Raw genomic sequence first — 25,236 nt, forward strand, 5'->3', positions numbered from 1 at the left:
TGGCATCGACGCTGGAAGGCGGACTAGTTCGTGAGCGACGAAGGAAAACCGGAAAAAGGCCCCGACGCCCTCATTGAGCAGCGCGGACACACCCTGATCCTGACGCTGAACCGACCGGAGGCGCGCAACGCACTGTCCACCGAAATGATGTCGATCATGGTCGACGCCTGGAACCGCGTCGACGAGGATCCCGAGATCCGCACCTGCATCCTCACCGGCGCAGGCGGCTACTTCTGCGCAGGTATGGACCTGAAGACCGCAACCAAGGCGCCTCCCGGCGACTCGTTCAAGAGCGGGGCGTTCGACCCGACGAAGATCGAGGCCCTGCTGAAGGGTCGTAGGCTCACCAAGCCGCTGATCGCCGCCGTCGAAGGCCCGGCCATCGCAGGAGGCACCGAGATCCTGCAGGGCACCGACATCCGCGTCGCGGGTGAGAGCGCGAAGTTCGGCATCTCGGAGGCCAAGTGGAGCCTGTATCCGATGGGCGGCTCGGCGGTGCGGCTGCCGCGCCAGATCCCGTACACGATCGCGTGCGACCTACTGCTGACCGGACGCCACATCACTGCCGCCGAGGCGCTGTCCTACGGCCTGATCGGCTACGTCGTCCCCGACGGCACCGCACTGGAAAAGGCGCTGGAGATCGCCGACGTCATCAACAACAACGGCCCGCTGGCCGTGCAGGCGATCCTCAAGACCATCCGTGAGGCCGAGGGCATGCACGAACTCGACGCGTTCAAGCCCGACACCGCCAACGGCATCCCGGTGTTCCTGTCCGACGATGCCAAGGAAGGCCCGCTGGCGTTCAAGGAGAAACGCGCGCCCAACTTCCAGATGAAGTAGTGATTTCGGTGCGCAAACCGTCGCTGAGCGATCGCAAGCGCACCCAAATCGCTATCTCAGCACGCGCTTGCTCGGGGTGAACGTCACCGGCATCGACTCCAGGCCGCTGACGAAGTTCGCCGGCCGAAGTGGCAGCACGGCGTCGGAGGCCAGCTGCAGGTCAGGCATCCGCTCCAGCACCCGCCGCGTCATGTTGATCAACTCGATGCGCGCCAGCTGATTTCCGAGGCAGAAGTGTGTCCCGAATCCGAATGCCAAGTGGCTGTTGGGGTCTCGCTGAATGCGGAAGTTCTCCGGGTCTCCGAAGACGGCTTCGTCGAAGTTCGCCGACTCGAATAGCAGGAGCATCTTCTCACCGGCTTTGAGGCTCGCGCCGTGAAACTCCGTGTCGGCGGTGACCGTTCGCGCCATGTTCTTCAACGGCGATGTCCAGCGCAGCATCTCCTCGATCGCGCCGGGCAGCAGATCGAAGTCGTTGCGCAGCAGATCCCACTGATCGCGGTTGCGGATCAGCTGCTCGATGCCGCCGGAGATGGTGTGACGTGTGGTCTCGTCGCCGCCGACGAGAATCAGCAGGGTCTCCTGCAGGATGTCGTCGTCGGACAGCTGTTGACCGTCGACCTCGGCGTGGACCAGGACGCTGATCAGATCCTCGGTCGGTTCTTCCCGACGCTGGGCGATCTTGTTCATGGTGTAGTTGTTGTATGCCATGAAGGCGTCCATCGTGACCTGCATTTCTGCTTCGGACACAGTGGAACTGAGGCCGACCATCATCTCGTCGGACCACTTGAGAAACAGCTCGCGCTCTTCGGGGAGCACGCCGAGCATGTCTCCGATGACGGCCATCGGCAGCGGCGCCGCAAGGTCGGTCACCAAATCGCATTCGCCGCGCTCACACACCTGGTCGATGAGCCAGTCACACAACGCGCCGATGGTCCCGTCCTGGACCTTCAGCCGTTTGCGCGTGAAGCCGGCATTGACGAGCTTGCGGCGCAACAGATGTGCGGGATCGTCCATGTCGATCATCATCGGCAGCGGCCCCTGATCGGGACGGATGCCACCGGCGTTGGAGAACAGCTCGGGATTGCGCTCGGCCTCGATCACCGCGGCATAGGTTGCCGCGGCCGCCAATCCGTTGCGATCCCGGAACACCGGCTCGTTCTTTCGCATCCACTTGTAGACCTCGCGGGACGCCGGCCGATCGGCATAGAAGGCGCCGTCGGCGAGATCCACATCCGGCTTCGTTGCCGTGGTCGGTGACATATTGGTCAAACCTCCTGCGCGTCTGCGAATGTCATCTCGACGTTGCCCGCCGAACTGGAGACCATCGCACGTTTGGGGAAGCCTAGCGAGGCCAGTTCTTTGGCGTAGGGATGTTCGCCGAGACGGACGGTCGCACCGCCGGGTCGGTACCGAACATCGGTCGTCTTCATCTCGCCGAGGGTCTGACGGCGGACACCGTCGCGGTACGAATAGGTGGGGTGCGACTGTGGGCGCGACGTGAACGCCGACGGCACCGGTAGTCCCGGCTTGAAGTCCATGCCAACGGCGAACTGGCCGTTGATCGTCACGTCGAACGAATACGTGTGGCCGTCCCGAATCACGAAGTCGGCCATCACCTTCGGGTAGCCCCAGATCTTGCATCCGGCCTCGAGGGTGAACGGTTGGTCGACGGGCAGGTGGTGGACGAACGCCCCCGCCGACTGCAGGGCGCGCAGTCCCTTCGCATCCGATCCCGGTGGGTTCACCATGATGTTGGTGCCGTACTCGTAGTACTCGCCGAGATCGGAGTCGATGTAGCGCATCAGCATCAGCACGGCCATCGCGCGGTTCGGCCGGTAGCGGCAGACCTGCAAACCGCTGTAGTCGATCATCGCCTGGGCGGCGTCGGCGTCCACCGGGAACATCGCCATGTGCTGAGTCGCTTTGCGGACCTTGACCGGCATGGTGAGCACCGTGCCCGCGATGGTGTGCTGGCTCATCGGGTCAATCTAGAACGCGGACTAGACAACTAGCAAGGAAGTGTCTACCCGAGTCCTATACGAGTGCGGCGAGGTCCCGAATCTGCTCGGGTGATCGCGCGCCGACGACCATCATCGTCACGCCGGCGGCCTCCCACGCCTTGATCTGTTCCTGCACGTAGGCGAGGTCACCCACGATCGCCGAATCGTCGACGAGCTCGTCCGGGATGATCTTCGCCGCCTCGTCCTTGCGATCGGAACGGAACAACTTGGTGACGTCGTCGACCACCTCGGCGTACCCCATGCGGCGGTAGACGTCGGCGTGGAAGTTGGTGTCCTCGGCGCCCATCCCGCCCATGTAGAGCGCCAGATGGGGCTTCATCAACTCCATGATCTCGGCGCGATCGTCGGTGACGACGACCTGTGCGGTCGCGCAGATCTCGAACGTCTCGCGGGTGCGCCGCGCGCCGGGACGCGCGAAACCCTCGTCGAGCCACTCGTTGTACATGCCGGCGATCCGCGGCGAGTAGAAGATAGGCAGCCAGCCGTCACAGATCTCGGCGGCCAGCGCGACGTTCTTCGGTCCCTCGGCGCCCAGCATCACCGGGATGTCGGCGCGCAGCGGGTGGGTGATCGGCTTCAGGTTCTTGCCGAGCCCGGTGGTCCCCTCGCCCGTCAACGGAAGCGGGTAGTGCGGGCCGTCGCTGTGCACCGGCGCCTCGCGGGCCCAGACCTGGCGCAGGATGTCGATGTACTCGCGGGTGCGGGCCAGCGGCTTGGGGAACTTGGCGCCGTACCAACCCTCGACCACCTGCGGCCCCGACACCCCGAGGCCGAGGATGTGCCTGCCGCCGGACAGGTGGTCCAGCGTGAGGGCGGCCATCGCGCACGCGGTCGGCGTCCTGGCCGACAGCTGGATGACCGAGGTGCCCAGGCGCATCTTGGTCGTTTCACGGCCCCACCAGGCCAACGGCGTGTATGCGTCCGAACCCCACGCCTCCGCGGTGAACACGGTGTCGAACGCGGCCTCCTCGGCGGCCGCGACCAGTTCGGCGTGGTTCTCCGGCGGCTGCGCGCCCCAATAACCCAGCTGCAGTCCTAGCTTCATCAGTCCGCCTTCCGACCCGTGGTTGAAACCATTCTTAGAACCTGTTCTACTCGATGCCGTGACCACCAGCCAAAGCAGCCCGGTGCAGATCGATCCGCATGAGCCGCCACTTTCGGCGCCGTTACGGCTTTCTTTCGACTACACCCGTTCAGTCGGACCACTCCTATCCCAGTTCTTCACCGCCCTGCGAGAGCGACGGATCGTCGGCGTACGCGGTTCGGACGGGCGGGTGCACGTGCCGCCCGCTGAGTATGACCCCGTGACGTACGAGCCCCTGACCGAGGTCGTACCGGTGAGCAGCGTCGGAACGGTCATGTCGTGGACCTGGCAGTCGACGCCGCTGGAGGGCCAGCCGCTCGACAAGCCGTTCGCGTGGGCGTTGATCAAGCTCGACGGCGCCGACACCCCGCTGCTGCACGCGGTGGACGCCGGGTCGTCGGACGCGATCAGCACCGGCACCAGGGTGCATGCGCACTGGATCGACGAACCGGTCGGCGCGATCACCGACATCGCCTGGTTTCTGCCTGGCGAAGACACGGAACCCGAAGGCAAGCCCGACGATCGCGAACCGGTCAAGATCCAGGTGGCGCCGTCGATGATCGAGATCCAGCACACCGCCTCGCTGCCCGAGAGCAGGTTCCTGCGTGCGCTCGAGGAAGGCAAGCTGCTCGCGGCGCGGACCAGGAAGGGACGCGGCGATAAGCCAGGCCCCGTGTACTTCCCGCCCAAGGAGGCCGATCCGGCCACCGGCCTGGAACTCGACGAGTTCCTCGAACTCGACGACAAGGGCACCGTCACCACCTTCGCCATCATCAACATCCCGTTTCCCGGACAGCGCATCAAGCCGCCCTACGTCGCGGCGTACGTCCTTCTCGACGGTGCCGACATCCCGTTCCTGCATCTGGTCACCGAGATCGACCCGGCGGACGTCCGGATGGGCATGCGGGTGCAGGCCGTGTGGAAGCCTCGCGAGCAATGGGGCCTGGGCATCGACAACATCGACTACTTCCGGCCGACGGGCGAGCCCGACGCGGATTACGACACCTACAAGCACCACCTGTAAAGGGCCCTTTGATGACTGGTTCGAATGATGTAGCAGTGGTGGGCTTCGCACACGCACCCCACGTCCGCCGCACCGACGGCACCACCAACGGGGTCGAGATGTTGATGCCGTGCTTCGGCAAGCTGTACGACGAGCTGGGCCTGCAGCAGACCGACATCGGCTTCTGGTGTTCGGGCTCCTCGGACTACCTTGCCGGCCGGGCCTTCTCGTTCATTTCGGCGATCGACTCGATCGGTGCGGTTCCACCGATCAACGAAAGCCACGTCGAAATGGACGCAGCGTGGGCGCTGTACGAGGCCTACATCAAGCTGCTCACCGGTCAGGTCGAAACCGCATTGGTCTACGGGTTCGGTAAGTCATCAGCGGGCACGCTGCGACGCGTTCTGGCATTGCAGACCGATCCCTACACCGTCGCGCCACTGTGGCCGGACTCGGTGTCGATGGCCGGTCTGCAGGCCCGGGCAGGCCTGGACGCCGGCAAATGGACCGCCGAGCAGATGGCTCAGGTGGCGCTGGATTCCTACGCCGCGGGCGGACGTACCGACAAAGAAGAGGTCACCGGAAGCGTCGACGAGTTGCTGTCCCGGCCGTTCTTCGCCGATCCACTGCGCCGCCATGACATCGCCCCGATCACCGACGGCGCGTCGGCGATCGTCCTCGCCGCCGGCGACAAAGCACGGGAACTGCGTGAAAACCCGGCCTGGATAACGGGTATCGAGCACCGCATCGAGACGCCGATCCTCGGTGCGCGCGATCTGACCACCTCGCCGTCGACCGCGGCGTCGGCCAAGACTGCGACCGGCGGGGATGCGGGTTCGATCGAGGTGGCGGAGATCTACGCACCGTTCACCCATCAACAGCTGATCCTGAAGGAAGCCATCGGGCTGACGGACAAGACGAAGATCAATCCCTCAGGTGGCCCCCTCGCGGCCAACCCGATGTTCTCGGCCGGTCTGGAGCGCATCGGCTTCGCGGCACAGCACATCTTCGACGGCTCCGCGCAGCGGGTGCTGGCCCACGCGACCAGTGGCCCTGCGCTGCAACAGAATCTGGTTGCCGTTCTGGAAGGGAAGAACTAGATGGCGGGTCCATCCCAAAAGCACCTGGCAGCGGTGCTCGGCACCGGGCAGACGAAGTACGTCGCCAAGCGCCACGACGTGTCGATGAACGGTCTGGTTCGCGAGGCCATCGACCGGGCGCTCGAGGACTCGGGCTCGACGTTCGACGACATCGACGCCGTGGTGGTCGGCAAGGCGCCCGACTTCTTCGAGGGCGTGATGATGCCGGAGCTGTTCATGGCCGACGCCACCGGCGCCACGAACAAGCCACTGATCCGCGTGCACACGGCCGGCTCGGTGGGTGGCTCGACCGCGATCGTCGCCGCCAGCCTCGTGCAGTCCGGCAAGTACAAGCGCGTGCTGACGATGGCGTGGGAGAAGCAGTCCGAGTCGAACGCCATGTGGGCGTTGAGCATTCCGGTGCCGTTCACCAAGCCGGTCGGTGCGGGCGCCGGTGGCTACTTCGCGCCGCACATCCGCGCCTACATCCGTCGCTCGGGTGCACCGAGCCACATCGGCGCGATCGTCGCGGTCAAGGATCGGCGCAACGGCGCCAAGAACCCGTTGGCTCATCTGCACCAGCCCGACATCACCGTCGAGAAGGTGATGGAGTCCCCGATGCTGTGGGACCCGATCCGCTACGACGAGACCTGTCCCTCGTCCGACGGCGCTGCGGCCATGGTGATCGGCAACGAGGAAGCAGCAGAAGCGCATATCGCCAACGGTCACCCGGTCGCCTGGATTCATGCCACGTCGCTGCGCACCGAACCGCTTGCCTACGCGGGTCGCGACCAGGTCAACCCGCAGGCCAGCCGGGACGCCGCGGCCGCCCTGTGGAAAGCAGCGGGCATCAAGAGCCCGATCGATGAAATCGACGCCGCCGAGGTCTACGTGCCGTTCTCCTGGTACGAGCCGATGTGGCTGGAGAGCCTCGGCTTCGCCAAGGAAGGCGAGGGGTGGAAGCTCACCGAGGCGGGCGAAACCGAGATCACCGGCCGCATTCCGCTCAATGCCTCCGGCGGTGTGCTGTCGTCGAATCCGATCGGCGCCTCCGGGATGATCCGGTTCGCCGAGTCGGCGATCCAGGTGATGGGCAAGGGCGGCGATCATCAGGTCCCGGGCGCTCGCAAAGCGCTGGGCCACGCGTACGGCGGTGGCGCACAGTATTACTCGATGTGGGTCGTGGGAGCTGACAAACCGTGACTCGCATGCAGTACACCATCAGCATCGCGTTCAGCCCACTCGACCAGCTGATCGAAATCGCCAAAACGGCTGAAGAACTCGGCTTCGACAACATCGCGCTGCCGGACTCGATCTTCTATTTCGAGGAGCAGTCCGTCGACTATCCCTACACTGCCGACGGCAAGCGGATGTTCGATGAGAACTCGCCCTGGGTCGATCCGTTGATCCTCGCGGGTGCATTGGGTGCGGTGACGTCGAAGCTGCGCTTCTACACCAACGTGATGAAGCTCGGTTCGCGGAATCCGCTGCTACTGGCCCGACAGGTCGGGTCGGTGGCAAACCTCACCAACAACCGATTCGGCTTCGGCGTCGGGATCGGCTGGGCTCCCGAGGAATTCGAGTGGTGCGGGGTGCCCTACGCGAAGCGCGGCAAACGAGTCGACGAGATGATCGATGTCATCAAGCTGGTGCTCGCCGGCGGCATGGTCGAACACCACGGCGAGTTCTACGACTTCGACCGGCTGCAGATGAGCCCGGCACCGTCGGAGCCGGTGCCGTTCTACGTCGGCGGGCACACTGATGTCGCGCTCAAACGCGCCGTCCGCATCGGTGACGGATGGACCAGCGCGATGATGACCTGCGACCAGCTAGCCGAGACGATCGGCAAGATCAAGAAGCTGCTGGCCGAGAGCGGGCGTGCCGACGACCCGTTCGAATACCAGGCCGTGTGTATCGACAAGTTCGGTGTCGACGGCCACCGCGACCTCGTCGCGGCGGGTGTCACCGACTACATCGGGATTCCGTGGGTGTTCGAGGGCCTCGCCTTCGACGCACCGGTGGAGCAGAAGAAGGACGCGATGAAGCGCTTCGCCGATACCTACATCCACTCTGGCTGGCAGGACTGACGCATGGCGGTCACCGACCCGAACGCCCCGGTTCACCTGGCGGGCAAGCGTTCTCGCGAGGCGGCGATCGCACACGACAAGGATGCCTGGCTGGCGAACTTCGCCGACGACGCCGTCGTCGAGGATCCGATAGGGCCGTCGCACTTCGATCCGGAGGGTAAGGGTCACCGCGGCAAGGAAGCAATCGCACTGTTCTACGACAAGGCGATCGCCCCGAGCGACCTGACCTTTCACTTCGAGCAGACGTACCAGTGCGGCAACGAGGAGGCCAACGTTGGCCACATCGTGATCAGGGCCGCCGGCTACGAGGTGAAAGCCGAAGGTGTGTTCACCTACCGCGTGAACGACGACGGCAAGATCGTTGCACTGCGGGCGTTCTGGGAGCTCGACCGGGCGACGGCGAGCGCTCGCAAAATCTAGCGCCCCTCCGGCTGTGGCACGGTGGAGGTATGCGATCCAGATCCACCGCGGCCTTGGCAGCGTTGATGTGCGTGGCAGCGATCGGATGTGACTCATCCGGCACTGGCCCCGCCGGTACCGTTCCGAGCCTGCCTGCGTCAACGACCTCATCAGCGTCGGCCGCTCCGAGCACCACCAAGACGGACCAACAGGCCGACTACAGCCGATTGCTGCTCCAGCCAGGTGACCTCAGCGACGACGAGGACATGTTCACCGAGCAGTCGAGCACACCGTCCGGTCCGGACGGACTGCCCGGTGCCAGTGCGTTGTTCGTCAACCAGGACGACACCAGGGCCATCTCCGACACCATCGTGATCTATGCGGATGCCGAGACGGCCGCCGACACCCTGAAGGCGGCGCTGCCCACCATCGGCTCCACGATCACCGGCGCCACCACCCGTCCGGCGCCGGTCGGCAGCAATGGCACGATGGCCGTCGGCACGTCGGCGGACGGCAGTAAGGCCACCACACTGCTGCTGTTCAACGAGGGCCCGGCGTTGGTACGTCTGGAGTTCCAGAGCGCTCCGGGTGACGTCACCACTGACCAGTTCGTCCTCAACATCGGCAAGATGCAGCAGATCGCACTGCGAACCGGGTTGGCGCCGGCCGGTTAGCGTCCGAGTCGTTCCATGGCCGACGTCGCCACGCCGAACGCGAACCGCTTCGCACGGCGGGCGGCATCGGCGAGCACACGATTCCTGCTCTCCTTCAGCGTCGCCTCGTCACCGACGCTGACCGGACCGCCGACGTTCACCCAGCAATAGGTCCCCAGGCAGCGTCCGGCCCGGGACGCGACCGCCTTGGTGATTCGGCGGTCGACCTCGAGGCCGGGTTGCGCACGACTCGGCACGACGCACCGGATGGTCGGCATCGTCACCGCGAGCACGGCCCCGCCGAGCGAGAGGCGTCCGCCGGTCCACTGCGACTCGGGCAGCCCGTCCTCGGGATTGGCGACTGTGAGCAGGATGTTGGGGCGGAAGCGGCGCACATCGACGGCGTCGGGGTCACCACCGAGTTCGGCGCCGATGGTCGCCAGGCTCGTTTTGGTCATGACATGGACGGGCGCCAAGTCGACGAACATGCCCGGCGGCGTCGAGTACCTGCCCAGCAAAGTCAGGTCGGTGACCCGGAGCATCGACATGTCCGGGAACTTCTCACCTTCGGCGATCCCGAAGTCCTTGCGCAGCGCGGCGATCGACATGTTCTCGCGCTCGTCGCGGCTCAGCTTGTGCAGCGAAGTGTCGTCGGCGGGTGGCAGTGCGGTCAGACGGACATCGCGATCGGCCAGCTCGGAGAGCTTCTTGTGCACATCGGGGTCGCTGCTGGAGCACACACTGCCGTCGGGGAAGGTGATCTGGACCTCGGGCGCATTACCTGGGCCGGCGTCGGCACCGACCGGATGCGCATAGCGAGCCGTTACACCGAGCAGGGCAGGGATGCGCCTGGCTGTCGCGGTGACGTCGCGTTCGAGGTCGCGAACCGCCCACAACCGGTCGCCGCGCAGACCGCGGGCGCCGATGTCGATCTGCTCGAGCTGCTCGCCGCCGAGGGACTTCACCGGGTAGCGCCACAGCGCTGTGACCTGACCGAACGACATGCGGCTACGGTACGCGCTACTCGGGGATGAGCTGCAGCCCCGCGATGTAGCGACGGGCCAGATCCTGATAAGCGCCGGGATTGGTCTTCACCCACATCTCCGCGCCGGTCCCCGCCACGGGTCCGCGGACTTTCGCCGGGGCGCCGGTCACCACCACCTCGTCGGGGATCTTGGTGCCGCCGATGACCAGCGAATGCGCCGCGATCAGGCTGCGTGCGCCGATGACCGCGCCGTCGAGCACCGTGCAGTGGTTGGCCAGCACGGCCTGGGCGCCTATGTGCACGCCATGCACCACGCACCCGTGCGCGACCGTCGCACCGGGTCCGACGTCGACCGGGATGCCCGGTGGGGCGTGCAGCACACAACAGTCCTGCACGTTCGCGCCCTCGCGGACGACGATCGGGGCGAAATCCGCCCGGAGTACCGCGTTGAACCACACCGAAGCACCCGCCTCCACATGCACGTCACCGACCAGAGTGGCGGTCGGAGCGACGAAAGCACTGGGATCGACGATCGGTGATCGCCCCTCGAACGAGTACAACGGCATTGTCTAGATATACCGCAGTTGTCTCGCGATAGTGCCCGCGCGAAAAAGCAGGTAGATGCGTTTGATTGCGCGGCCGCAGGGAAAAACTGTAACGTGTTCTAGTTAGAGCCACAGAAACGGGAGGCCCACCGTGACTACCGAAACAGCAGCCGTCCGCGAAATCGACACCGGGGCGCTCCCGGACCGGTTCGCGCGCGGTTGGCACTGCCTCGGTCCTGTGAAGGACTACCTCGACGGCAAGCCGCACGGTGTGGAGATCTTCGGCACCATGCTCGTGGTCTTCGCCGACTCCAACGGCGACCTCAAGGTGCTGGACGGCTACTGCCGGCACATGGGCGGCAACCTGGCGCAGGGCACGATCAAGGGCGACGAGATCGCCTGCCCGTTCCACGACTGGCGCTGGGGTGGCGACGGCAAGTGCAAGCTGGTGCCCTACGCCAAGCGCACCCCCCGACTGGCCCGCACCAAGGCCTGGCACACCGACGTCCGCGGTGGTCTGCTGTTCGTCTGGCACGACCACGAGGGCAACCCACCTCAAGAAGAGGTGCGCATCCCCGACATCCCGGAGTTCGCCGATGACGGGTGGACCGACTGGCGGTGGAACACGATGCTCATCGAGGGCAGCAACTGCCGCGAGATCATCGACAACGTCACCGACATGGCGCACTTCTTCTACATCCACTTCGGCCTGCCGACGTACTTCAAGAATGTCTTCGAGGGCCACATCGCGTCGCAGTACCTGCACAACGTGGGCAGGCCCGACGTCAGCGATCTGGGCACCTCCTACGGTGAGGCGCACCTGGATTCGGAGGCGTCCTACTTCGGGCCGTCATTCATGATCAACTGGTTGCACAACAACTACGGCGGGTTCAAGGCCGAGTCGATCCTGATCAACTGCCACTACCCGGTCACCCAGGACTCGTTCGTGCTGCAGTGGGGTGTCATCGTCGAGAAGCCCAAGGGCCTGGACGAGGCGACCACCGACAAGCTCGCGCGGGTGTTCACCGAGGGCGTCAGCAAGGGCTTTCTGCAGGACGTCGAGATCTGGAAGCACAAGACGCGCATCGACAACCCGCTGCTCGTCGAGGAGGACGGCGCGGTCTACCAGATGCGCCGCTGGTATCAGCAGTTCTATGTCGACGTCGCCGACGTGACTCCCGACATGACCGACCGCTTCGAGATCGAGGTCGACACCACGGTGGCCAACGAGAAGTGGCATGTCGAGGTCGAGGAGAACCTCAAGACTCAGGCCAAGGAGCAGGACGAGAATGAAAAGGCAGAGCACGCGAGCTCATGACCCCGCGTGAGGACGCCCCTGACTCCGGTCAGATTGTCGGCCCCGCCGACGTCGACCAGCTAGCCAGGTCGATGCTGCTTCTGCACGGCGTTCATGACGACGACCACGCGCACGGCGAGGCCGGGGGTCCGAAGGAAACGGGCGCTCGAAGTTGGTCCAAGGCACCGGCTTTCGGCGACGACCGGGCCGAGGCACTTCGGGAGGCCACCGCACGCGACCGTGAGCGTTACCTGAGATCGGGGCTGGTTTCGGTCGACTGCCGGTTCTGCCACGTGGCGGTCGAGGTGAAGAAGCTCGGTCCCGCGCAGACGTCGGTGCAGTGGAACTCCGAGGCAACCCGGCGCTGCGCGTACTTCAAGGAGATCCGGGAGGCCGGCGGCGATCCGGCACGGGAGCGGTCCTGTCCCAAGCTCGCGGGCAGTATCAAACACGCTGTGGTCGAAGGCTGTCTCGAGGAGATGTCGTCGGCACCCTCGCCCGGCGACGGCTAGCTTCCACCATGGCGGCGCGGTGGTCGGTGCTTCTGCTCGCACTCGCACTGGTTCCGGGCTGCACCGACGTCGTTGACACCCCACCGAAGGCCGCGCCGCCGGTGGCTCCTATCACCGCCGGGCAGGTCAAGGACCTGCTGAGCGCCAAAGTCGAGAAGTACGACGGGAATCTGTTCTCCACCGTCGAACCCAGCGAGTGCAGCGGCGTCGCCAAAGAGGTGGATCCGCCGTTCATTTTCGACCACGATCCGGCTGCGACCGACGGCGGGCACTGGATGGTCGACGACGTGGGCCGCCAGGTGTACATCGAGGAGATGGTCGGCGTGTATCGGGCAGACTACGACGCGAAGAATGCACTGGCGCAGGCGAAGCAGACGCTGCAGTCGTGTGCGGATACTCCGTTCACGGTCACCGACATGAAAGGCCGCTCGTATGACTTCACGCTGCTGCCCCCGGTGACGTCCAGTTCGCCCAACATCCTGCTGTGGTCCTTCACAGCCAACGACTGGGCCTGCGACAGTACGTTCGTCGCTGCCCACAATGCGGCGATCGAGATTTCGACATGCGGTCCGGTCGGCGGTTATCCCGTGGAGACCCTGGCCACCGATGCATTGGATCGCATTGAACGGCTGGCCAATACGACGGCCTGACCGTCACAGCCCCTTGAACTGCTCCTTGACCTGCTCGTCGGTCAGCCCGTAGTCGGCGAGTGAGTACGTGTGCTTCGGCGCGCGCGGGCCCTGTTGACTTTCGGCGTGGCTCTCGGTAATCGCCGTGCGGGCCTCGTCGGTGAACTCGATGTCGAAGTGCGAATAGATGCCCTCGACTGCCGACACCGGATCCTTGACGAACTCGAAGTAGTCGACGTCGCAGAACTGCGCCTGGTCAAGATCGGCCCGAACCTCGTTGAAACGCTTGAGACCTCGCGTCCACGTCTCCATGGCGTCCGCGCCGATCTGCGCGCCGACGAACGAGTTCGACCATCCTTCGGTCGTGTGCTGCGCCAGCGAACACATCGACGCCATGATGGTCTCCGCGGGTCGATGGCACTGCACGATGAGAGCATCCGGATACGTCTTGAAAATCGCGTCGAGCGCGAACAGATGGCTCGGATTCTTGAGCACCCAGCGCTTCTCGGCGTCGTTGAGACCGATCAACTGCAGGTTCTTGCGATGCCGCTGATACGGCTTGGTCCAGTCCTGCTTGGCCAGCCACTGTGAATACGTCGGCAGATGGGACAGCGTCTCGTAGGACACCGAATGCAGCGACTGGCGCAGCAGCTGCCAGCACTCCTCCACCTCGTCGGCAGTCATGTAGTGCAGACCGGTGTAGTCCGGATTTTCCGCATGCGCCTTGGCGAACTGGGCGTCGATCTGCGCGAAAACCGGGTTCTCCGACCATGTCTCGCGCGGCGGACGGGGTTGTGGAAACTCGGCCAGCCAGAGTTCCAGCCCTTGATGCCGCGGGTCGGCGGTGAGCAGTCGGTGAATGACGGTCGTGCCCGTGCGCGGCAGCCCGGTGACGAAGATGGGACGCTCGATCGTCACGTCGGCGTGTTCGGGGTACTGCTTCCAAGCCGCCTCCGACACCAGTCGAGCCACCAGTGCGTTGCGCACGAAGAACCGGTTCATCTTGCTACCGATTTCGGTGAGGTCCGCATCGCGCCGGAATGATTCCAGCAGGACGGCAAGTGCCTCGCGGTAGTTGTCGTCATCGACACCGAAATCGTCGAGTCCGCACGCCTTCGTCGCCGAGGCGTGCAGATCGTCGACGGTGCCGACGTCGGTCCTAGTCATCAGGCCTTGTACTCCCCGCAGTTGACGTCCAGCGCCTGCCCGGTGATACCGCTGGACAGATCACTGGCCATGAACAGGATCGCCGATGCGACCTCGTCCTCGGTCGGCAGCCGTTTCAGGTCGGATCCGGCGGCGGCCGCGTTGTAGATGTCCTCGACACTGGTGCCGTACTTCCCGGCCTGGTGCTCGAAGTAGCCCTTCAGGGTTCCACCCCAGATGTAGCCGGGCAGAACGGAGTTGACGCGGATACCCTGCTCGCCGAGTTCGGTCGCCAATGTCTGCGACATCGCCAGCAGCGCCGACTTCGCCATCTTGTAGGCGCCGTACTTGGCCTGCGAGTGGCGCACCACCATGGAGTTCACGTTGACGACGGAGCCCTTGGACTCGGCCAGCGCAGGCGTGAAGCCCTGGATCATCCGCAGCGCGCCGAACACCGTCAGCTCGATGGCGTCCTTCATGTGCTCGAACGTCGTGTTGGCGAACGGCTTCATCGACGGCACCCGGAAGGCGTTGTTGATCAGTACGTCGACCTTGCCGTACGCCGCCAGCGTCTGGTCGACGAGGTTGCTCACCTGCGCTTCGTCGGTGATGTCAGTACCCACCGTGACCGCACGCCTGCCGATGTCGGTGATCTGCTTTGCGACGTCCTCGAGCCGCTCGACGGTGCGGGCGGCCAGCACCAGATCCGCACCCGCTTCAGCACATCGCCTGGCGAGCGTGGTGCCCAGCGCCGGGCCGACGCCGGAAATAACGACAACTTTGTCTTTCAAAAGTTCCGCGGACACCTAACCCACCATCCTGTCGCCGATCTGCTTCTGACGCAACGCGATCCGCGCCCGCCAGTCCTCGTCTGAAATCTTGTTGGCCCCGTAGTTGGGCAGCGCGGCGGCCACCTTGTCGATGTCGACCACCTCGACGCTCGGGCCGTCGGCCTCCGTCAGTTCACGGGAGAGCCGCTGCCAACGGAACTGCAGGTAGCCCTTGCGGTGGCCGAGGGTCTCCACCCAATTCGTCACGCCCGGGTTCGCATCCGAGACGACGTAGCGGATCTTGCCGTCCGGATCCGCTTGCGCCTGAGTGCCATTGAGCGACGTCTGGTGGTTGATGTAGTCCAGCGAGATGTACCAGAGACTGCCCAGCTGGAAGCCCAGGTACGGCGCATCGGTGACCGGCAGCGTGATGATCATCGCCTGATCCGGTGCGAGGTCGAAGTGGCCGACCGACGAATACTGCGTCGCCAGACCACCCGGCGTGAGCCGCGGCGCGATCATCGTGTTTACCGGCAGCGTGTTGTAGAACCACTGCGGAAACTGCAGCCATGTCTTCACCCGCTGCACGAGCTGCTTACCCGCGACCGCATAGCGCTTCTCGATCAGCTCCCGGGTCAACGGCGGCGGCGCGGTGCCCGCGGTGTCGGTTCTGGCGATACTGATGTACCCGCGCCGCGCCGACCAGTCGTTGTAGACCTCGCGGACCACCAACTGCGACGGGCTTGTCGGGGTGACCCGCCACTCGTAGTTACCGTCGGCGTCGATGTCGAGCTCACGGTCGTCGAACGCGGCCTGGCTCGGCGGGACGTTGTCGTCGGTGTACTCACCACCGAGCATCTGGAAGCAGAGGTCCGTGGTGGTGCCACGGTGGCCGGTGACGACGTACTCGTAGCCGGGCTGCACCCGGGTGCCGAAGTACATCGCATCCGGATTGTCCAGGCCCATCTTGGTGAACGGGCCGGTACCGGATTGCATGAACGGATGGTCGCGGTCGTAGTCGAACGCCAGATGCGTACATCCCGAGATACAACCCGCCAGGTATTGCAGGCCCTCGAGCAGGTCAGCTTCGGATTCGATGAACGGAGCGGCGGCGACAAGGCTTTCCGCCTCGGCGATCGCGTCGATCAATGGCTGCGAAAACACCCTTTGAAACTAGAACGCGTTCTAACAAGAGTCAATATATCGACCGCTTCGGTACATATATGGACCGAAATGTATGCTGCACGGGTGTCCGCCCCCGAGTCTTCCGGCCGCGCGTCGCCCCCCACCGACCGGGTCGTACGGATCCTCGACTACCTGGCGGGCCGCCCCACGGAGCGGTTCGGGGTGTCCGATCTCGCCCGCCGGGTCGGACTGAGCAAGCCGACGTGCCTCGGCATCGTGACGTCCCTCGCCGATGCGGGATACCTCGTGCGCGACTCCACCGACAAGACCTACCGCCTTGGTCCGTCGTTGATCACTCTCGGCCACAAAGCGCAGGAGTCGATGCGGGTCAGTCCGGCGGCACGCGAAGAACTGCGGAGGCTGTCGGCGCGGTTCGGGGTCACCGCGGCGCTGTCCGGTGTCATCGACGACCGGATCACACTGCTGGACCTGGTGGCTCCCGCCGGTGCCAGTCCGGGCGTCGAGGTGGGGCAGAGCTATCCGTTCGCCCCACCCGTCGGATTGATGTTCGTGCTGTGGGATGAAGAGGCCGAACGCAATTGGCTCGCCAAGGAACCGACGATCCCGCTGCGCACTCATTCGGACCGGCTCAACAGGGTGATCGCCAGGTGCCGCGAGGACGGCTATCTGGTCGAGCGGCTGACGCCCGGCGGTCGACGGCTCTACTCATTGATGGCGGGGATGTCGAGCAACCTGCCCGACGAATTGCGCGCGCTCCTCGGCGAATTGGTCTCCGACATCGGTGAGCGCGTGTACCTGCGCGACGAAAACGGGCAGGCCGGCCGGAAGCGACATGACATCAGCGTGATCTCGGCACCGGTCTACGACCACAACCAGCGTCAGGTGATGGTGGCTTCGATGCACATCGGAAAGTCACTGACGGACAACGAGATTGTCGAGCGGGCCCGCGCGCTGGTGGCGACCGCCGATGCGGTCAGCGCTCAGCTGGGAAACACTCAATCGCGCCGGCAGAGCAGCCGACGCGATTGAGCGGTGGAGATTCAGTTAGCTGTTAGAGGTCAGTCAGCGCCTCGGTGATCGGGGTCGGTGCCACCTGGACACCACACTGGCTGGCCAGATCGATGGCCGGCTGGTTGATTGTCATCAGCTCGGTTTCGACCTTCGGATTCTCCGCAAAGTACGTGCGGAAGCCCTGCGTCACATCGGCAGGTGACGTGGTCACAATCTGCGTCAGCGCGTTATTGGCGTCCGGGTTCGTGGCCAGATAGGCGCTGGTGGACTCCGCCACCGTGCGTGACGTGTCGGCGATCGTGCTGACGCTGCAGTTCTCGGGCTCCGTACCCGGACCCGGCGCGGGCTGGGCATTCACGACCGGAATCACGATGGCCGCGGAACCGAAAGCAAGTAGACCCCCGGCGAACATGCCGTACAGGCCGCGTCGAACGGTCTTCTCGGACATCTTCATCAAATCACTCCTCTAGTCGGCGACCTCGTGGTCGCTGTCAAAGGCGTAACCGATGTGGGGTCGGGCTTAAACAAACGCCTGGCCGGCCCGGCGTGTCAGCTGGTGGTGGCCACCGTGAAGGGAAGGACGGCGGGGGCCCCCGCCGCGCGCACGACCCTGGCGGCCATGGTCAGCGTCCACCCACTGTCGGAGAGGTCGTCGACGAGCAGCACCGGTCCGCCGACTGCGGCGACAAGGCCGGGATCGGGGGCCAGCCACGCCGCATCGAGTGCAGCGACGCGGTAGGCCGAGTTCGCCGCGGTCGCCGGTCGCCGCGTCGGCGAGTAGTGCAGCGTGCCGAGGTCGGTCAGCCTTCCGAGTCGGGCAAGCTCGCGGCTCAGCGAGGAAACAAGCGTCGGGTGGCGGTCTGAATCCAGTGCCATCACCGCCGTCGGCCGCTGCGCCCAGTCCCAGGAAGCCAGCACCTTCACCGCGGCGGCCACCAGGTCGTCGGATACCTCGGCGTCGGGTTCGTCGAGCACGCGCCGCAACCGCGCACCCCACCCGAGATCCGTCAGCCTGCCGATGGCGCGTCCTGGTTCCGGGCCGTCGGCGATCCTGCCGCTGAGGTCGATGCCGAGCTTGGCCAGCCCGGACGGCCATTGCTTGCGCGGCGCGAGTTCCACACCGGGACGCATGAGCCGTCGTCTGGTCGCCTCCGTGGTAGCCGGGTCGACATCGGCGCTGACGTGTTCGCCCGTGCAGTTGTCGCAGCGACCACACCGCTCGCCCACCTCGAGTGACGGGTCGTCGAGTTGGCCACGCAGAAACGCCATCCGGCACCCGTCGGTCGCCTGGTAGTCCAGCATCGCCTGCTGTTCGCGCTTGCGGGCTTCGTCGAGCTTGCGGTACCGCGGCTCGTCGTACTCCCATGCCGCTCCGGTGCCGACCCAGCCACCCTTGACGCGGCGCACGGCGCCGTCGACGTCGAGCACCTTGAGCACCATCTCCAACCTCGACCGCCCCAGGTCCACGAGGGGCTCGAGCGCGGGTGTTGACTGCGGCCGCTCCGGGTCCAGCACGCCAATCACGTTGCGCACCATGGACTCCGACGGGAACGCCACCGAGGCGAAATACCGCCAGACGTCCTGGTCTTCGTGGCCGGGCAGCAAGATGACCTGCGCGCTCTCCGTGGCTCGTCCTGCGCGGCCGACCTGCTGGTAGTAGGCGATCGGCGAGGACGGGGCACCTAGATGGACGACGAAGCCGAGGTCGGGTTTGTCGAACCCCATGCCCAGCGCCGACGTGGCCACCAGCGCCTTGACCCAGTTGGCCAGCAGATCCGCCTCGAGCTGTTCGCGTTCGGCGGCTTCGGTGGACCCGGTGTACGCGGCGACGTCGTGGCCCTGCTCACGCAACAGCGACGCGACGTCATGCGCCTGAGCGACGGTGAGGGTGTAGACGATCCCCGATCCGGGCAGCGAATCGATGTGTGCTGCAAGCCAAGCCGCGCGTTGTGCCGGATTGCCGGCGTTGACCACCGATAGTCGCAGCGACTCGCGATCCAAGCCGCCGCGCAGCACCAGCGTGTCCTTGCCTCCGACGCCGAGTTGGGCGGCGACGTCGTCGACGACCCGGTCATTGGCAGTGGCCGTGGTCGCCAGCACCGGCACGTCGGCACCGAGTTCACCGATCAGGGTGCGGATGCGTCGGTAGTCGGGCCGGAAATCGTGGCCCCAGTCCGACACACAGTGCGCCTCGTCGACGACGACAAGACCGGCGTCGTGCGCCAGCGCGGGCAGCACCTGATCGCGAAAGTCGGGATTGTTCAACCGTTCCGGGCTGACAAGCAGGACATCGAGCTCGCGTCGGTGCACGCGCTCGTTGATCTCGTCCCAGTCGGCGACGTTGCTGGAGTTGATGGTGGCGGCATGCACCCCGGCCCGTTCGGCGGCGCCCACCTGGTTGCGCATCAGCGCCAGCAGCGGCGACACGATCACCGTCGGGCCCCGGCCCGCTTCGCGCAGCAGTTTGGCGGCGATGAAGTACACCGCCGACTTACCCCAGCCGGTGCGCTGGACGACCAATGCCCGGCGCCGTGCGACGACGAGCGCCTCGATCGCGGTCCATTGGTCGTCGCGCAGGACAGCGGTCGGCCCGGCCAGCTGTTCGAGCAGCGCCTGTGCGGCCTCGCGTGTTGTCAGCTCGTCGGCGCCGCTTCTTGTTCGCGCTTGATCTCCAGCGCGATGTCGATCAGCTGGTCCTCCTGGCCGCCGATCAGCTTGCGCTGGCCCGCGCGGTGCAGCAGTTGGTGCGCGGGCACGCCGTAACGCTCGGACTGGCGGATGGCGTGCTTGAGGAAGCTCGAGTACACACCGGAATAGCCCATGATCAGCGCGTTGCGGTCCAGGAGGCATTCGGCCGGCATCGCGGGTGCGACGACCTCTTCGGCGGCATCGGCGATGTCGAAGAAGTCGATACCGGTTTTGACGCCGATCTTGTCGAACACGCCGATCAGCGCCTCGACCGGCGCGTTGCCCGCACCGGCGCCGAAGCGGCGGCACGAGCCGTCGATCTGTTTGGCGCCCGCCCGCACGGCCTCGATGGAGTTGGCGACGCCGAGGCCGAGGTTCTCGTGGCCGTGGAAGCCAACTTGGGCGTCATCGCCGAGTTCGGCGACGAGAGCCGAAACTCGGTCGGCCACACCCTCGAGCACCAGCGCACCGGCGGAGTCGACGACGTAGACGCACTGGCAGCCGGCGTCGGCCATGATGCGTGCCTGCGCCGCAAGCTTCTCCGGCGGGATCGTGTGGCTCATCATCAGGAAGCCGACCGTCTCCAAGCCCAACTCGCGGGCCAGCCCGAAGTGCTGGATCGAGACGTCGGCCTCGGTGCAGTGCGTGGCGATCCGGCAGATCTCGCCGCCGTTGTTCTGTGCTTCTTTGATGTCCTCTTTGGTGCCGACGCCGGGCAACATGAGGAAGGCGATCTTGGATTCCTTGGCCGTCTCGGCGGCCAGCTTGATCAGCTCCTGCTCCGGGGTCTTGGAGAACCCGTAGTTGAAGCTGGACCCGCCGAGCCCATCGCCGTGGGTCACCTCGATGACCGGCACACCCGCGGTGTCCAGCGCCGCGACGATGGCCTGCACCTCGTCCTTGGTGAACTGATGACGCTTGTGGTGGCTGCCGTCGCGCAGCGACGTGTCCGTCATCCGGATGTCCCACATGGGGTTGAAGTAGATCTCGTCAGTGCTCATGCTTGAGCTCCAGTTCCCGCGGAGGCGCGATCCTTCGCGATCTCTTCGCCGACCTTGGTGGCCGCAGCGGTCATGATGTCCAGGTTTCCAGCGTAGGGCGGCAGATAGTCGCCCGCACCCTCCACTTCCACGAAGGTCGTGACCAGGTGGTTTCCGCCGTTGAACACCGTCGGCTCGTCGAACTGCGGCTCGTTGAGCAGCCGGTAGCCCGGCACGTAGGTCTGCACCTCGGCGACGACATCCTTGATCGACTGCGTGATCGCGTCGTGGTCGGCATCCTCGGGGATGGCGCAGAAGATGGTGTCGCGCATGATCATCGGCGGATCGGCCGGGTTCAGGATGATGATCGCCTTACCTCGCTTCGCGCCGCCGATGACCTCGACGCCCGCACTCGTGGTCTTGGTGAACTCGTCGATGTTGGCCCGCGTTCCCGGTCCGGCCGAGGCCGACGAGACAGACGCGACGATCTCGGCGTACGGCACATCCACGACGCGGGACACGGCGTACACCATCGGAATGGTGGCCTGTCCGCCGCAGGTGACCATGTTGACGTTCGGGGCGTCCAGATGCTCACGCAGGTTGGCCGGCGGGATGACACCCGGTCCCACGGCCGCGGGGGTCAGGTCGATGGCGCGGATGCCTGCCTCGGCGTAGCGCGGTGCGGCGTCGCGGTGCACGTAGGCGCTGGTGGCCTCGAACACCAGATCCGGCTTCTCGCTCTGGGCCAGCAGCCAGTCCACACCCTCGTGCGACGTCTCCAGCCCGAGCTTGCGCGCCCGCGCGAGGCCCTCGCTCTCGGGATCGATCCCGATCATCCAGCGGGGTTCGAGCCACTCCGAGCGCAGCAGTTTGTACAGCAGGTCGGTGCTGATGTTCCCCGACCCGACGATGGCGACTGATGCCTTCTGAGGCATTGGTGCTCCTAGTTATTCGAAACTCAGGTGGACTGAACCTAACCCGGCGAAGTCGGCGACGAAATTGCTGCCGGGCGGTGCATCTATCGCACGCGTGCACGACCCCGGCAGCACGATGTCGCCGGCCTTCAACCGGACCCCGAAGCCCTCGACTTTGCGCGCGAGCCACGCCACCGCGGTGACCGGGTTGCCGAGCACCGCATCACTGCGGCCCTCCGCGACGACCTCGCCGTTGTTGGTGAGCACGGCGTCGATGTTGCGGATGTCGATGTCCTTCGGCGACACCCTGGCCTCACCGAGCACCCAGCCCGCCGACGACGCGTTATCGGCGATCGTGTCGCAGAGCTTGATCTTCCAGTCGGTGATGCGGGTGTCGATCAACTCGATCGCGGGGGCGAACGCCGCCGTCGCCGCCAGCACGTCGTCCTCGGTGCATCCGGCACCGGGCAGGTCGTCGGCGAGGATGAAGCCGACCTCGACCTCCACCCGTGGGTAGAGGTAGTTCGCCGAGGGCACCTTGCGGTCCTCGTAGACCTGCATCTCGTCGAGAAGGTGCCCGTAGTCGGGTTCGTCGACGTTCATCATCTTCTGCATGGCCTCCGACGAGAGGCCGACCTTGTGACCGATCACCCGAGCGCCTTCGGCGACCCGCTGGCGGATGTTGATCAGCTGGATCTCGTAGGCATCGACCACATCGATGTCGGCGTGCGCGTCGGTCAGCGGGGTGATGGGCACGCGGCTGCGTTCCGCCTCGGCCAGGTCGGCGGCGAGCTGTTCACGCACCTGGGCGCTGAGCATATTTGCGAAGTCCCCTCGTTTGTTCGACCGGCGCAGTTGTTGTAAGGCCGGGCAATTCTATAACGTGTTCTACATGACTGGTCAGGAGTATGACGTCGTCGTCGTGGGAAGCGGCGCCGCCGGCATGGTTGCCGCCCTCACCGCCGCCCACCAGGGACTTTCCACAGTAGTCGTCGAGAAGGCTCCGCACTATGGCGGTTCCACTGCGCGGTCAGGTGGCGGCGTGTGGATCCCAAACAACGAGGTCCTCGAGCGTGACGGGGTCCAAGACAGCCCGGCAGCGGCGCGGACCTACCTGCACGCGATCATCGGCGATGTCGTGCCCGCGGAGAAGATCGACACCTATCTGCAGCGTGGGCCCGAGATGTTGTCGTTCGTGCTCAAGAACTCGCCGCTGAAGATGTGCTGGGTGCCGGGCTACTCCGACTACTACCCCGAGACACCGGGCGGGCGGGCCGCGGGACGCTCGATTGAGCCCAAGCCGTTCGACGCCCGCAAGCTCGGGCCCGACGAGAAGGGCCTCGAGCCGCCCTACGGCAAGGTGCCGCTGAACATGGTGGTGATGCAGCAGGACTACGTGCGGCTGAACCAGATGAAGCGCCACCCGCGCGGGCTGCTGCGCAGCGTGAAGGTCGGCGTGCGCTCGGTGTGGGCGAACGCCAGGCGCAAGAACCTCGTCGGCATGGGCCGCGCGCTGATCGCGCCGTTGCGCATCGGCCTGCAGAAGGTGGGCGTGCCGGTCCAGTTGAACACCGCGCTGACCGACCTCTATGTCGAGGACGGTGTGGTGCGCGGTATCTACGTCCGAGACACCAATGCTCCGGAATCGACCGAGCCGCAACTCATCCGGGCCCGCAAAGCCGTCATTCTCGGGTCGGGCGGTTTCGAGCACAACGAGCAGATGCGCGTGAAGTACCAGCGCGCCCCGATCACCACCGAGTGGACGGTCGGCGCGAAGGCGAACACCGGTGACGGAATCCTGGCGGCCGAGAAGCTTGGCGCCGCACTGGAGATCATGGAAGACGCCTGGTGGGGGCCGACGGTTCCGCTGGTGGACGCACCGTGGTTCGCGCTGTCCGAACGCAACTCCCCCGGGTCGATCATCGTGAACATGGCCGGTAAGCGGTTCATGAACGAGTCGATGCCCTACGTCGAGGCCTGCCACCACATGTACGGCGGTCAGTACGGCCAGGGCCCCGGTCCCGGCGAGAACATCCCGGCGTGGCTGGTCTTCGACCAGACATACCGCGACCGCTACATCTTCGCGGGATTGCAACCAGGGCAGCGCATTCCCAAGAAGTGGATGGAGTCCGGCGTCATCGTCAAGGCCGACACCATTGCGGAGCTGGCCGAGAAGACGGGGTTGTCCGTCGATGCGCTGACCGCGACGATCGAACGCTTCAACGGCTTCGCACGGTCCGGCAAGGACGAGGACTTCCAGCGCGGCGAGAGCGCATACGACCGTTACTACGGCGATCCGACGAACAAGCCGAATCCCAACCTCGGTGAGATCAAGCAGGCGCCGTTCTACGCGGCCAAGATGGTGCCAGGCGACCTGGGCACCAAGGGTGGCGTCCGTACGGACATCCACGGGCGTGCGCTGCGCGACGACGGTTCGATCATCGAGGGTCTCTACGCGGCGGGTAACGTCAGCTCACCGGTCATGGGACACACCTATCCAGGACCGGGCGGGACGATCGGCCCCGCGATGACATTCGGATACCTGGCAGCACTGCACATTGCGGGAAAGAGCTAACACATGCCCATCAATCTCGACGAGGCGCTGGGCGCCGAGCTTCCGCCCGCTGAATTCTCCTGGACCAGTAGCGATATCCAGCTCTACCACCTCGCCCTCGGCGCGGGCGGCGACCCGATGGACCAGCGCGAACTGCGGTACCTCACCGATGGCACCCCACAGGTGTTGCCGACGTTCGCCAACGTGGCGCAAAGCTTCCACCTGACCGAACCACCCACCGTTCATTTCCCCGGTATCGACATCGAGCTTTCGAAGGTGCTGCACGCAAGCGAAGCGGTGTCTGCGCCAGGGCCGATCCCGCCGTCGGGCACCGGCGTCGCCGTCACCCGGTTCACCGACATCTGGGACAAGGGCAAGGCCGCGGTGATCTGGTCGGAGACCACGGTTTCCACGCCGGACGGCAACGTCTTGTGGAAGCAGAAGCGGTCGATCTTCGCTCGCGGCGAGGGCGGCTTCGGCGGCGAACGCGGCCCGTCCACGTCGTCGGAACCGCCGCAGCGCGCCGCGGACTTCGAGATATCGATCGCGGTGTCGCCGCAACAGGCACTGCTATACCGCATGTGCGGTGACCGCAATCCGCTACATTCGGATCCCGAATTCGCAGCCGCCGCAGGCTTTCCGAGGCCGATCCTGCATGGCCTGTGTACCTACGGCATGACCTGCAAGGCGATGGTCGACACCTTGCTCGACGGCGACACCGCCCGGGTCGGCAGCTACGGCGCCCGGTTCGCGGGCGTGGTGTTTCCCGGCGAGACGCTGTTGGCCAGCGTCTGGAAAGAGGGTGACGGTTTCACCGCCGTCGTCACCGCGCCCGAGCGTGACAACGCGGTGGCACTGGCGGGCGTGGAGTTCGTCCCTGCCTAGCTCGA

The 25,236-nt window shown here is 65.5% G+C and carries 26 protein-coding genes; 13 read left to right on the top strand and 13 right to left on the bottom strand.

The genetic code is table 11. From position 1 onward, the window contains the following. The first annotated feature begins 30 nt into the window (after positions 1-30). Complete coding sequence (locus M1248_RS11670; protein ID WP_317148420.1) at positions 31-840, top strand: crotonase/enoyl-CoA hydratase family protein; 810 nt, start codon at positions 31-33, stop codon at positions 838-840. Positions 841-891: 51 nt separating this feature from the next. Here the strand turns inward: M1248_RS11670 and M1248_RS11675 are convergent, their stop codons facing one another. Genes M1248_RS11675 through M1248_RS11685 form a run of 3 tightly spaced genes read right to left on the bottom strand, consistent with a single transcriptional unit; the run spans position 892 to position 3,909 of the window. After that, a complete protein-coding gene (locus tag M1248_RS11675; RefSeq protein ID WP_317148421.1) occupies positions 892-2,103 on the bottom strand; it encodes a cytochrome P450 in 1,212 nt (403 codons plus the stop codon). A gap of 5 nt (positions 2,104-2,108) precedes the next feature. After that, a complete protein-coding gene (locus tag M1248_RS11680) occupies positions 2,109-2,822 on the bottom strand; it encodes an acetoacetate decarboxylase family protein (protein ID WP_317148422.1) in 714 nt (237 codons plus the stop codon). A 55-nt stretch (positions 2,823-2,877) separates the two neighbouring features. Next, positions 2,878-3,909, bottom strand: a complete 1,032-nt coding sequence (locus tag M1248_RS11685) for an LLM class F420-dependent oxidoreductase (protein ID WP_317148423.1) — start codon at positions 3,907-3,909, stop codon at positions 2,878-2,880. 58 nt (positions 3,910-3,967) lie between these two features. Here M1248_RS11685 and M1248_RS11690 point away from each other — a divergent pair, with 58 nt between their 5' ends. The 6 genes from M1248_RS11690 to M1248_RS11715 are packed head-to-tail and all read left to right on the top strand — an operon-like array spanning position 3,968 to position 9,190. Then, positions 3,968-4,972, top strand: coding sequence for a Zn-ribbon domain-containing OB-fold protein (locus M1248_RS11690; RefSeq protein WP_317148424.1), 1,005 nt, complete (start codon positions 3,968-3,970; stop codon positions 4,970-4,972). 11 nt (positions 4,973-4,983) lie between these two features. Further along, positions 4,984-6,051, top strand: coding sequence for a thiolase domain-containing protein (locus M1248_RS11695; protein WP_317148425.1), 1,068 nt, complete (start codon positions 4,984-4,986; stop codon positions 6,049-6,051). Further along, complete coding sequence (locus M1248_RS11700; protein ID WP_163731285.1) at positions 6,052-7,233, top strand: thiolase domain-containing protein; 1,182 nt, start codon at positions 6,052-6,054, stop codon at positions 7,231-7,233. Between the two features lie 5 nt (positions 7,234-7,238). After that, entirely contained in the window at positions 7,239-8,117 is an 879-nt protein-coding gene (locus M1248_RS11705; RefSeq protein ID WP_317148426.1) for a TIGR03619 family F420-dependent LLM class oxidoreductase, read from the top strand. A gap of 3 nt (positions 8,118-8,120) precedes the next feature. Then, positions 8,121-8,537, top strand: coding sequence for a nuclear transport factor 2 family protein (locus tag M1248_RS11710; protein WP_317148427.1), 417 nt, complete (start codon positions 8,121-8,123; stop codon positions 8,535-8,537). Between the two features lie 29 nt (positions 8,538-8,566). Beyond that, complete coding sequence (locus tag M1248_RS11715; protein ID WP_317148428.1) at positions 8,567-9,190, top strand: hypothetical protein; 624 nt, start codon at positions 8,567-8,569, stop codon at positions 9,188-9,190. On the opposite strand, the gene M1248_RS11720 is transcribed toward M1248_RS11715, so the two are convergent. Further along, on the bottom strand, positions 9,187-10,173 hold the full coding sequence (locus tag M1248_RS11720; RefSeq protein WP_317148429.1) for an MOSC domain-containing protein: 987 nt from the start codon (positions 10,171-10,173) through the stop codon (positions 9,187-9,189). The genes M1248_RS11715 and M1248_RS11720 overlap by 4 nt on opposite strands. Positions 10,174-10,189: 16 nt before the next feature. Further along, the gene (locus tag M1248_RS11725; protein WP_083127348.1) at positions 10,190-10,720 is read right to left on the bottom strand and encodes a gamma carbonic anhydrase family protein; all 531 of its coding nucleotides are present in this window, start codon (positions 10,718-10,720) and stop codon (positions 10,190-10,192) included. A gap of 130 nt (positions 10,721-10,850) precedes the next feature. Here M1248_RS11725 and M1248_RS11730 point away from each other — a divergent pair, with 130 nt between their 5' ends. From M1248_RS11730 to M1248_RS11740, 3 genes are read left to right on the top strand one after another with little or no spacing between them, the layout of a single operon-like run. Further along, positions 10,851-12,017, top strand: a complete 1,167-nt coding sequence (locus M1248_RS11730; protein WP_163731292.1) for a Rieske 2Fe-2S domain-containing protein — start codon at positions 10,851-10,853, stop codon at positions 12,015-12,017. Continuing rightward, positions 12,014-12,508, top strand: a complete 495-nt coding sequence (locus tag M1248_RS11735) for a hypothetical protein (protein WP_317148430.1) — start codon at positions 12,014-12,016, stop codon at positions 12,506-12,508. The genes M1248_RS11730 and M1248_RS11735 overlap by 4 nt, the downstream gene beginning before the upstream one ends. 8 nt (positions 12,509-12,516) lie before the next feature. Next, positions 12,517-13,158 carry a sensor domain-containing protein gene (locus M1248_RS11740; RefSeq protein ID WP_317148431.1) on the top strand — a complete coding sequence of 214 codons (642 nt, stop codon included), beginning with the start codon at positions 12,517-12,519 and terminating at the stop codon, positions 13,156-13,158. Positions 13,159-13,161: 3 nt separating this feature from the next. Here M1248_RS11740 and M1248_RS11745 read toward each other — a convergent pair whose 3' ends face one another. The 3 genes from M1248_RS11745 to M1248_RS11755 are packed head-to-tail and all read right to left on the bottom strand — an operon-like array spanning position 13,162 to position 16,217. Continuing rightward, a complete protein-coding gene (locus tag M1248_RS11745) occupies positions 13,162-14,304 on the bottom strand; it encodes a sulfotransferase (RefSeq protein WP_317148432.1) in 1,143 nt (380 codons plus the stop codon). Next, positions 14,304-15,089: an SDR family oxidoreductase gene (locus M1248_RS11750; protein ID WP_163731302.1), complete on the bottom strand. Its 786-nt coding sequence runs from the start codon at positions 15,087-15,089 to the stop codon at positions 14,304-14,306. The genes M1248_RS11745 and M1248_RS11750 overlap by 1 nt, the downstream gene beginning before the upstream one ends. Further along, entirely contained in the window at positions 15,090-16,217 is a 1,128-nt protein-coding gene (locus M1248_RS11755; protein WP_317148433.1) for a hypothetical protein, read from the bottom strand. Between the two features lie 69 nt (positions 16,218-16,286). Between M1248_RS11755 and M1248_RS11760 the strand changes: the two genes are divergently transcribed. Continuing rightward, a complete protein-coding gene (locus M1248_RS11760; protein ID WP_317148434.1) occupies positions 16,287-17,228 on the top strand; it encodes an IclR family transcriptional regulator in 942 nt (313 codons plus the stop codon). 22 nt (positions 17,229-17,250) lie between these two features. On the opposite strand, the gene M1248_RS11765 is transcribed toward M1248_RS11760, so the two are convergent. The 5 genes from M1248_RS11765 to M1248_RS11785 all read right to left on the bottom strand — a co-directional run bounded on the left by M1248_RS11765 (position 17,251) and on the right by M1248_RS11785 (position 22,611). Continuing rightward, on the bottom strand, positions 17,251-17,664 hold the full coding sequence (locus tag M1248_RS11765; RefSeq protein ID WP_163731311.1) for a hemophore-related protein: 414 nt from the start codon (positions 17,662-17,664) through the stop codon (positions 17,251-17,253). Between the two features lie 95 nt (positions 17,665-17,759). Continuing rightward, the gene (locus tag M1248_RS11770) at positions 17,760-19,847 is read right to left on the bottom strand and encodes a RecQ family ATP-dependent DNA helicase (RefSeq protein WP_317148468.1); all 2,088 of its coding nucleotides are present in this window, start codon (positions 19,845-19,847) and stop codon (positions 17,760-17,762) included. After that, positions 19,844-20,899 (bottom strand): 4-hydroxy-2-oxovalerate aldolase, encoded by a 1,056-nt coding sequence (gene dmpG / locus M1248_RS11775; protein WP_163731314.1) that lies wholly within the window; start codon positions 20,897-20,899, stop codon positions 19,844-19,846. Before dmpG ends, M1248_RS11770 begins: the two co-directional genes overlap by 4 nt. Further along, complete coding sequence (locus M1248_RS11780; RefSeq protein ID WP_163731318.1) at positions 20,896-21,813, bottom strand: acetaldehyde dehydrogenase (acetylating); 918 nt, start codon at positions 21,811-21,813, stop codon at positions 20,896-20,898. The genes dmpG and M1248_RS11780 overlap by 4 nt, the downstream gene beginning before the upstream one ends. Before the next feature lie 12 nt (positions 21,814-21,825). Next, positions 21,826-22,611, bottom strand: coding sequence for a 2-keto-4-pentenoate hydratase (locus M1248_RS11785; protein ID WP_163731320.1), 786 nt, complete (start codon positions 22,609-22,611; stop codon positions 21,826-21,828). Positions 22,612-22,684: 73 nt separating this feature from the next. Between M1248_RS11785 and kstD the strand changes: the two genes are divergently transcribed. Both kstD and M1248_RS11795 read left to right on the top strand, forming a co-directional pair. Further along, the gene (gene kstD, locus M1248_RS11790) at positions 22,685-24,367 is read left to right on the top strand and encodes a 3-oxosteroid 1-dehydrogenase (RefSeq protein ID WP_317148435.1); all 1,683 of its coding nucleotides are present in this window, start codon (positions 22,685-22,687) and stop codon (positions 24,365-24,367) included. Positions 24,368-24,370: 3 nt separating this feature from the next. Beyond that, a complete protein-coding gene (locus M1248_RS11795; protein ID WP_163731326.1) occupies positions 24,371-25,231 on the top strand; it encodes a MaoC family dehydratase in 861 nt (286 codons plus the stop codon). Positions 25,232-25,236: the final 5 nt, after the last annotated feature.

Source organism: Mycobacterium sp. 29Ha, assembly GCF_032883055.1.
Lineage (GTDB): Bacteria > Actinomycetota > Actinomycetes > Mycobacteriales > Mycobacteriaceae > Mycobacterium > Mycobacterium gallinarum.

Excerpts from the sequence above, each read along its gene's own strand:
- M1248_RS11675 (WP_317148421.1), bottom strand. The coding sequence starts at position 2,103 with ATGTCACCGACCACGGCAACGAAGCCGGATGTGGATCTCGCCGACGGC.
- M1248_RS11680 (WP_317148422.1), bottom strand. The coding sequence starts at position 2,822 with ATGAGCCAGCACACCATCGCGGGCACGGTGCTCACCATGCCGGTCAAG.
- M1248_RS11685 (WP_317148423.1), bottom strand. The coding sequence starts at position 3,909 with ATGAAGCTAGGACTGCAGCTGGGTTATTGGGGCGCGCAGCCGCCGGAG.
- M1248_RS11695 (WP_317148425.1), top strand. The coding sequence starts at position 4,984 with ATGACTGGTTCGAATGATGTAGCAGTGGTGGGCTTCGCACACGCACCC.
- M1248_RS11700 (WP_163731285.1), top strand. The coding sequence starts at position 6,052 with ATGGCGGGTCCATCCCAAAAGCACCTGGCAGCGGTGCTCGGCACCGGG.
- M1248_RS11705 (WP_317148426.1), top strand. The coding sequence starts at position 7,239 with ATGCAGTACACCATCAGCATCGCGTTCAGCCCACTCGACCAGCTGATC.
- M1248_RS11710 (WP_317148427.1), top strand. The coding sequence starts at position 8,121 with ATGGCGGTCACCGACCCGAACGCCCCGGTTCACCTGGCGGGCAAGCGT.
- M1248_RS11715 (WP_317148428.1), top strand. The coding sequence starts at position 8,567 with ATGCGATCCAGATCCACCGCGGCCTTGGCAGCGTTGATGTGCGTGGCA.
- M1248_RS11720 (WP_317148429.1), bottom strand. The coding sequence starts at position 10,173 with ATGTCGTTCGGTCAGGTCACAGCGCTGTGGCGCTACCCGGTGAAGTCC.
- M1248_RS11725 (WP_083127348.1), bottom strand. The coding sequence starts at position 10,720 with ATGCCGTTGTACTCGTTCGAGGGGCGATCACCGATCGTCGATCCCAGT.
- M1248_RS11735 (WP_317148430.1), top strand. The coding sequence starts at position 12,014 with ATGACCCCGCGTGAGGACGCCCCTGACTCCGGTCAGATTGTCGGCCCC.
- M1248_RS11740 (WP_317148431.1), top strand. The coding sequence starts at position 12,517 with ATGGCGGCGCGGTGGTCGGTGCTTCTGCTCGCACTCGCACTGGTTCCG.
- M1248_RS11745 (WP_317148432.1), bottom strand. The coding sequence starts at position 14,304 with ATGACTAGGACCGACGTCGGCACCGTCGACGATCTGCACGCCTCGGCG.
- M1248_RS11760 (WP_317148434.1), top strand. The coding sequence starts at position 16,287 with ATGTATGCTGCACGGGTGTCCGCCCCCGAGTCTTCCGGCCGCGCGTCG.
- M1248_RS11765 (WP_163731311.1), bottom strand. The coding sequence starts at position 17,664 with ATGAAGATGTCCGAGAAGACCGTTCGACGCGGCCTGTACGGCATGTTC.
- dmpG (WP_163731314.1), bottom strand. The coding sequence starts at position 20,899 with ATGAGCACTGACGAGATCTACTTCAACCCCATGTGGGACATCCGGATG.
- M1248_RS11780 (WP_163731318.1), bottom strand. The coding sequence starts at position 21,813 with ATGCCTCAGAAGGCATCAGTCGCCATCGTCGGGTCGGGGAACATCAGC.
- M1248_RS11785 (WP_163731320.1), bottom strand. The coding sequence starts at position 22,611 with ATGCTCAGCGCCCAGGTGCGTGAACAGCTCGCCGCCGACCTGGCCGAG.
- kstD (WP_317148435.1), top strand. The coding sequence starts at position 22,685 with ATGACTGGTCAGGAGTATGACGTCGTCGTCGTGGGAAGCGGCGCCGCC.
- M1248_RS11795 (WP_163731326.1), top strand. The coding sequence starts at position 24,371 with ATGCCCATCAATCTCGACGAGGCGCTGGGCGCCGAGCTTCCGCCCGCT.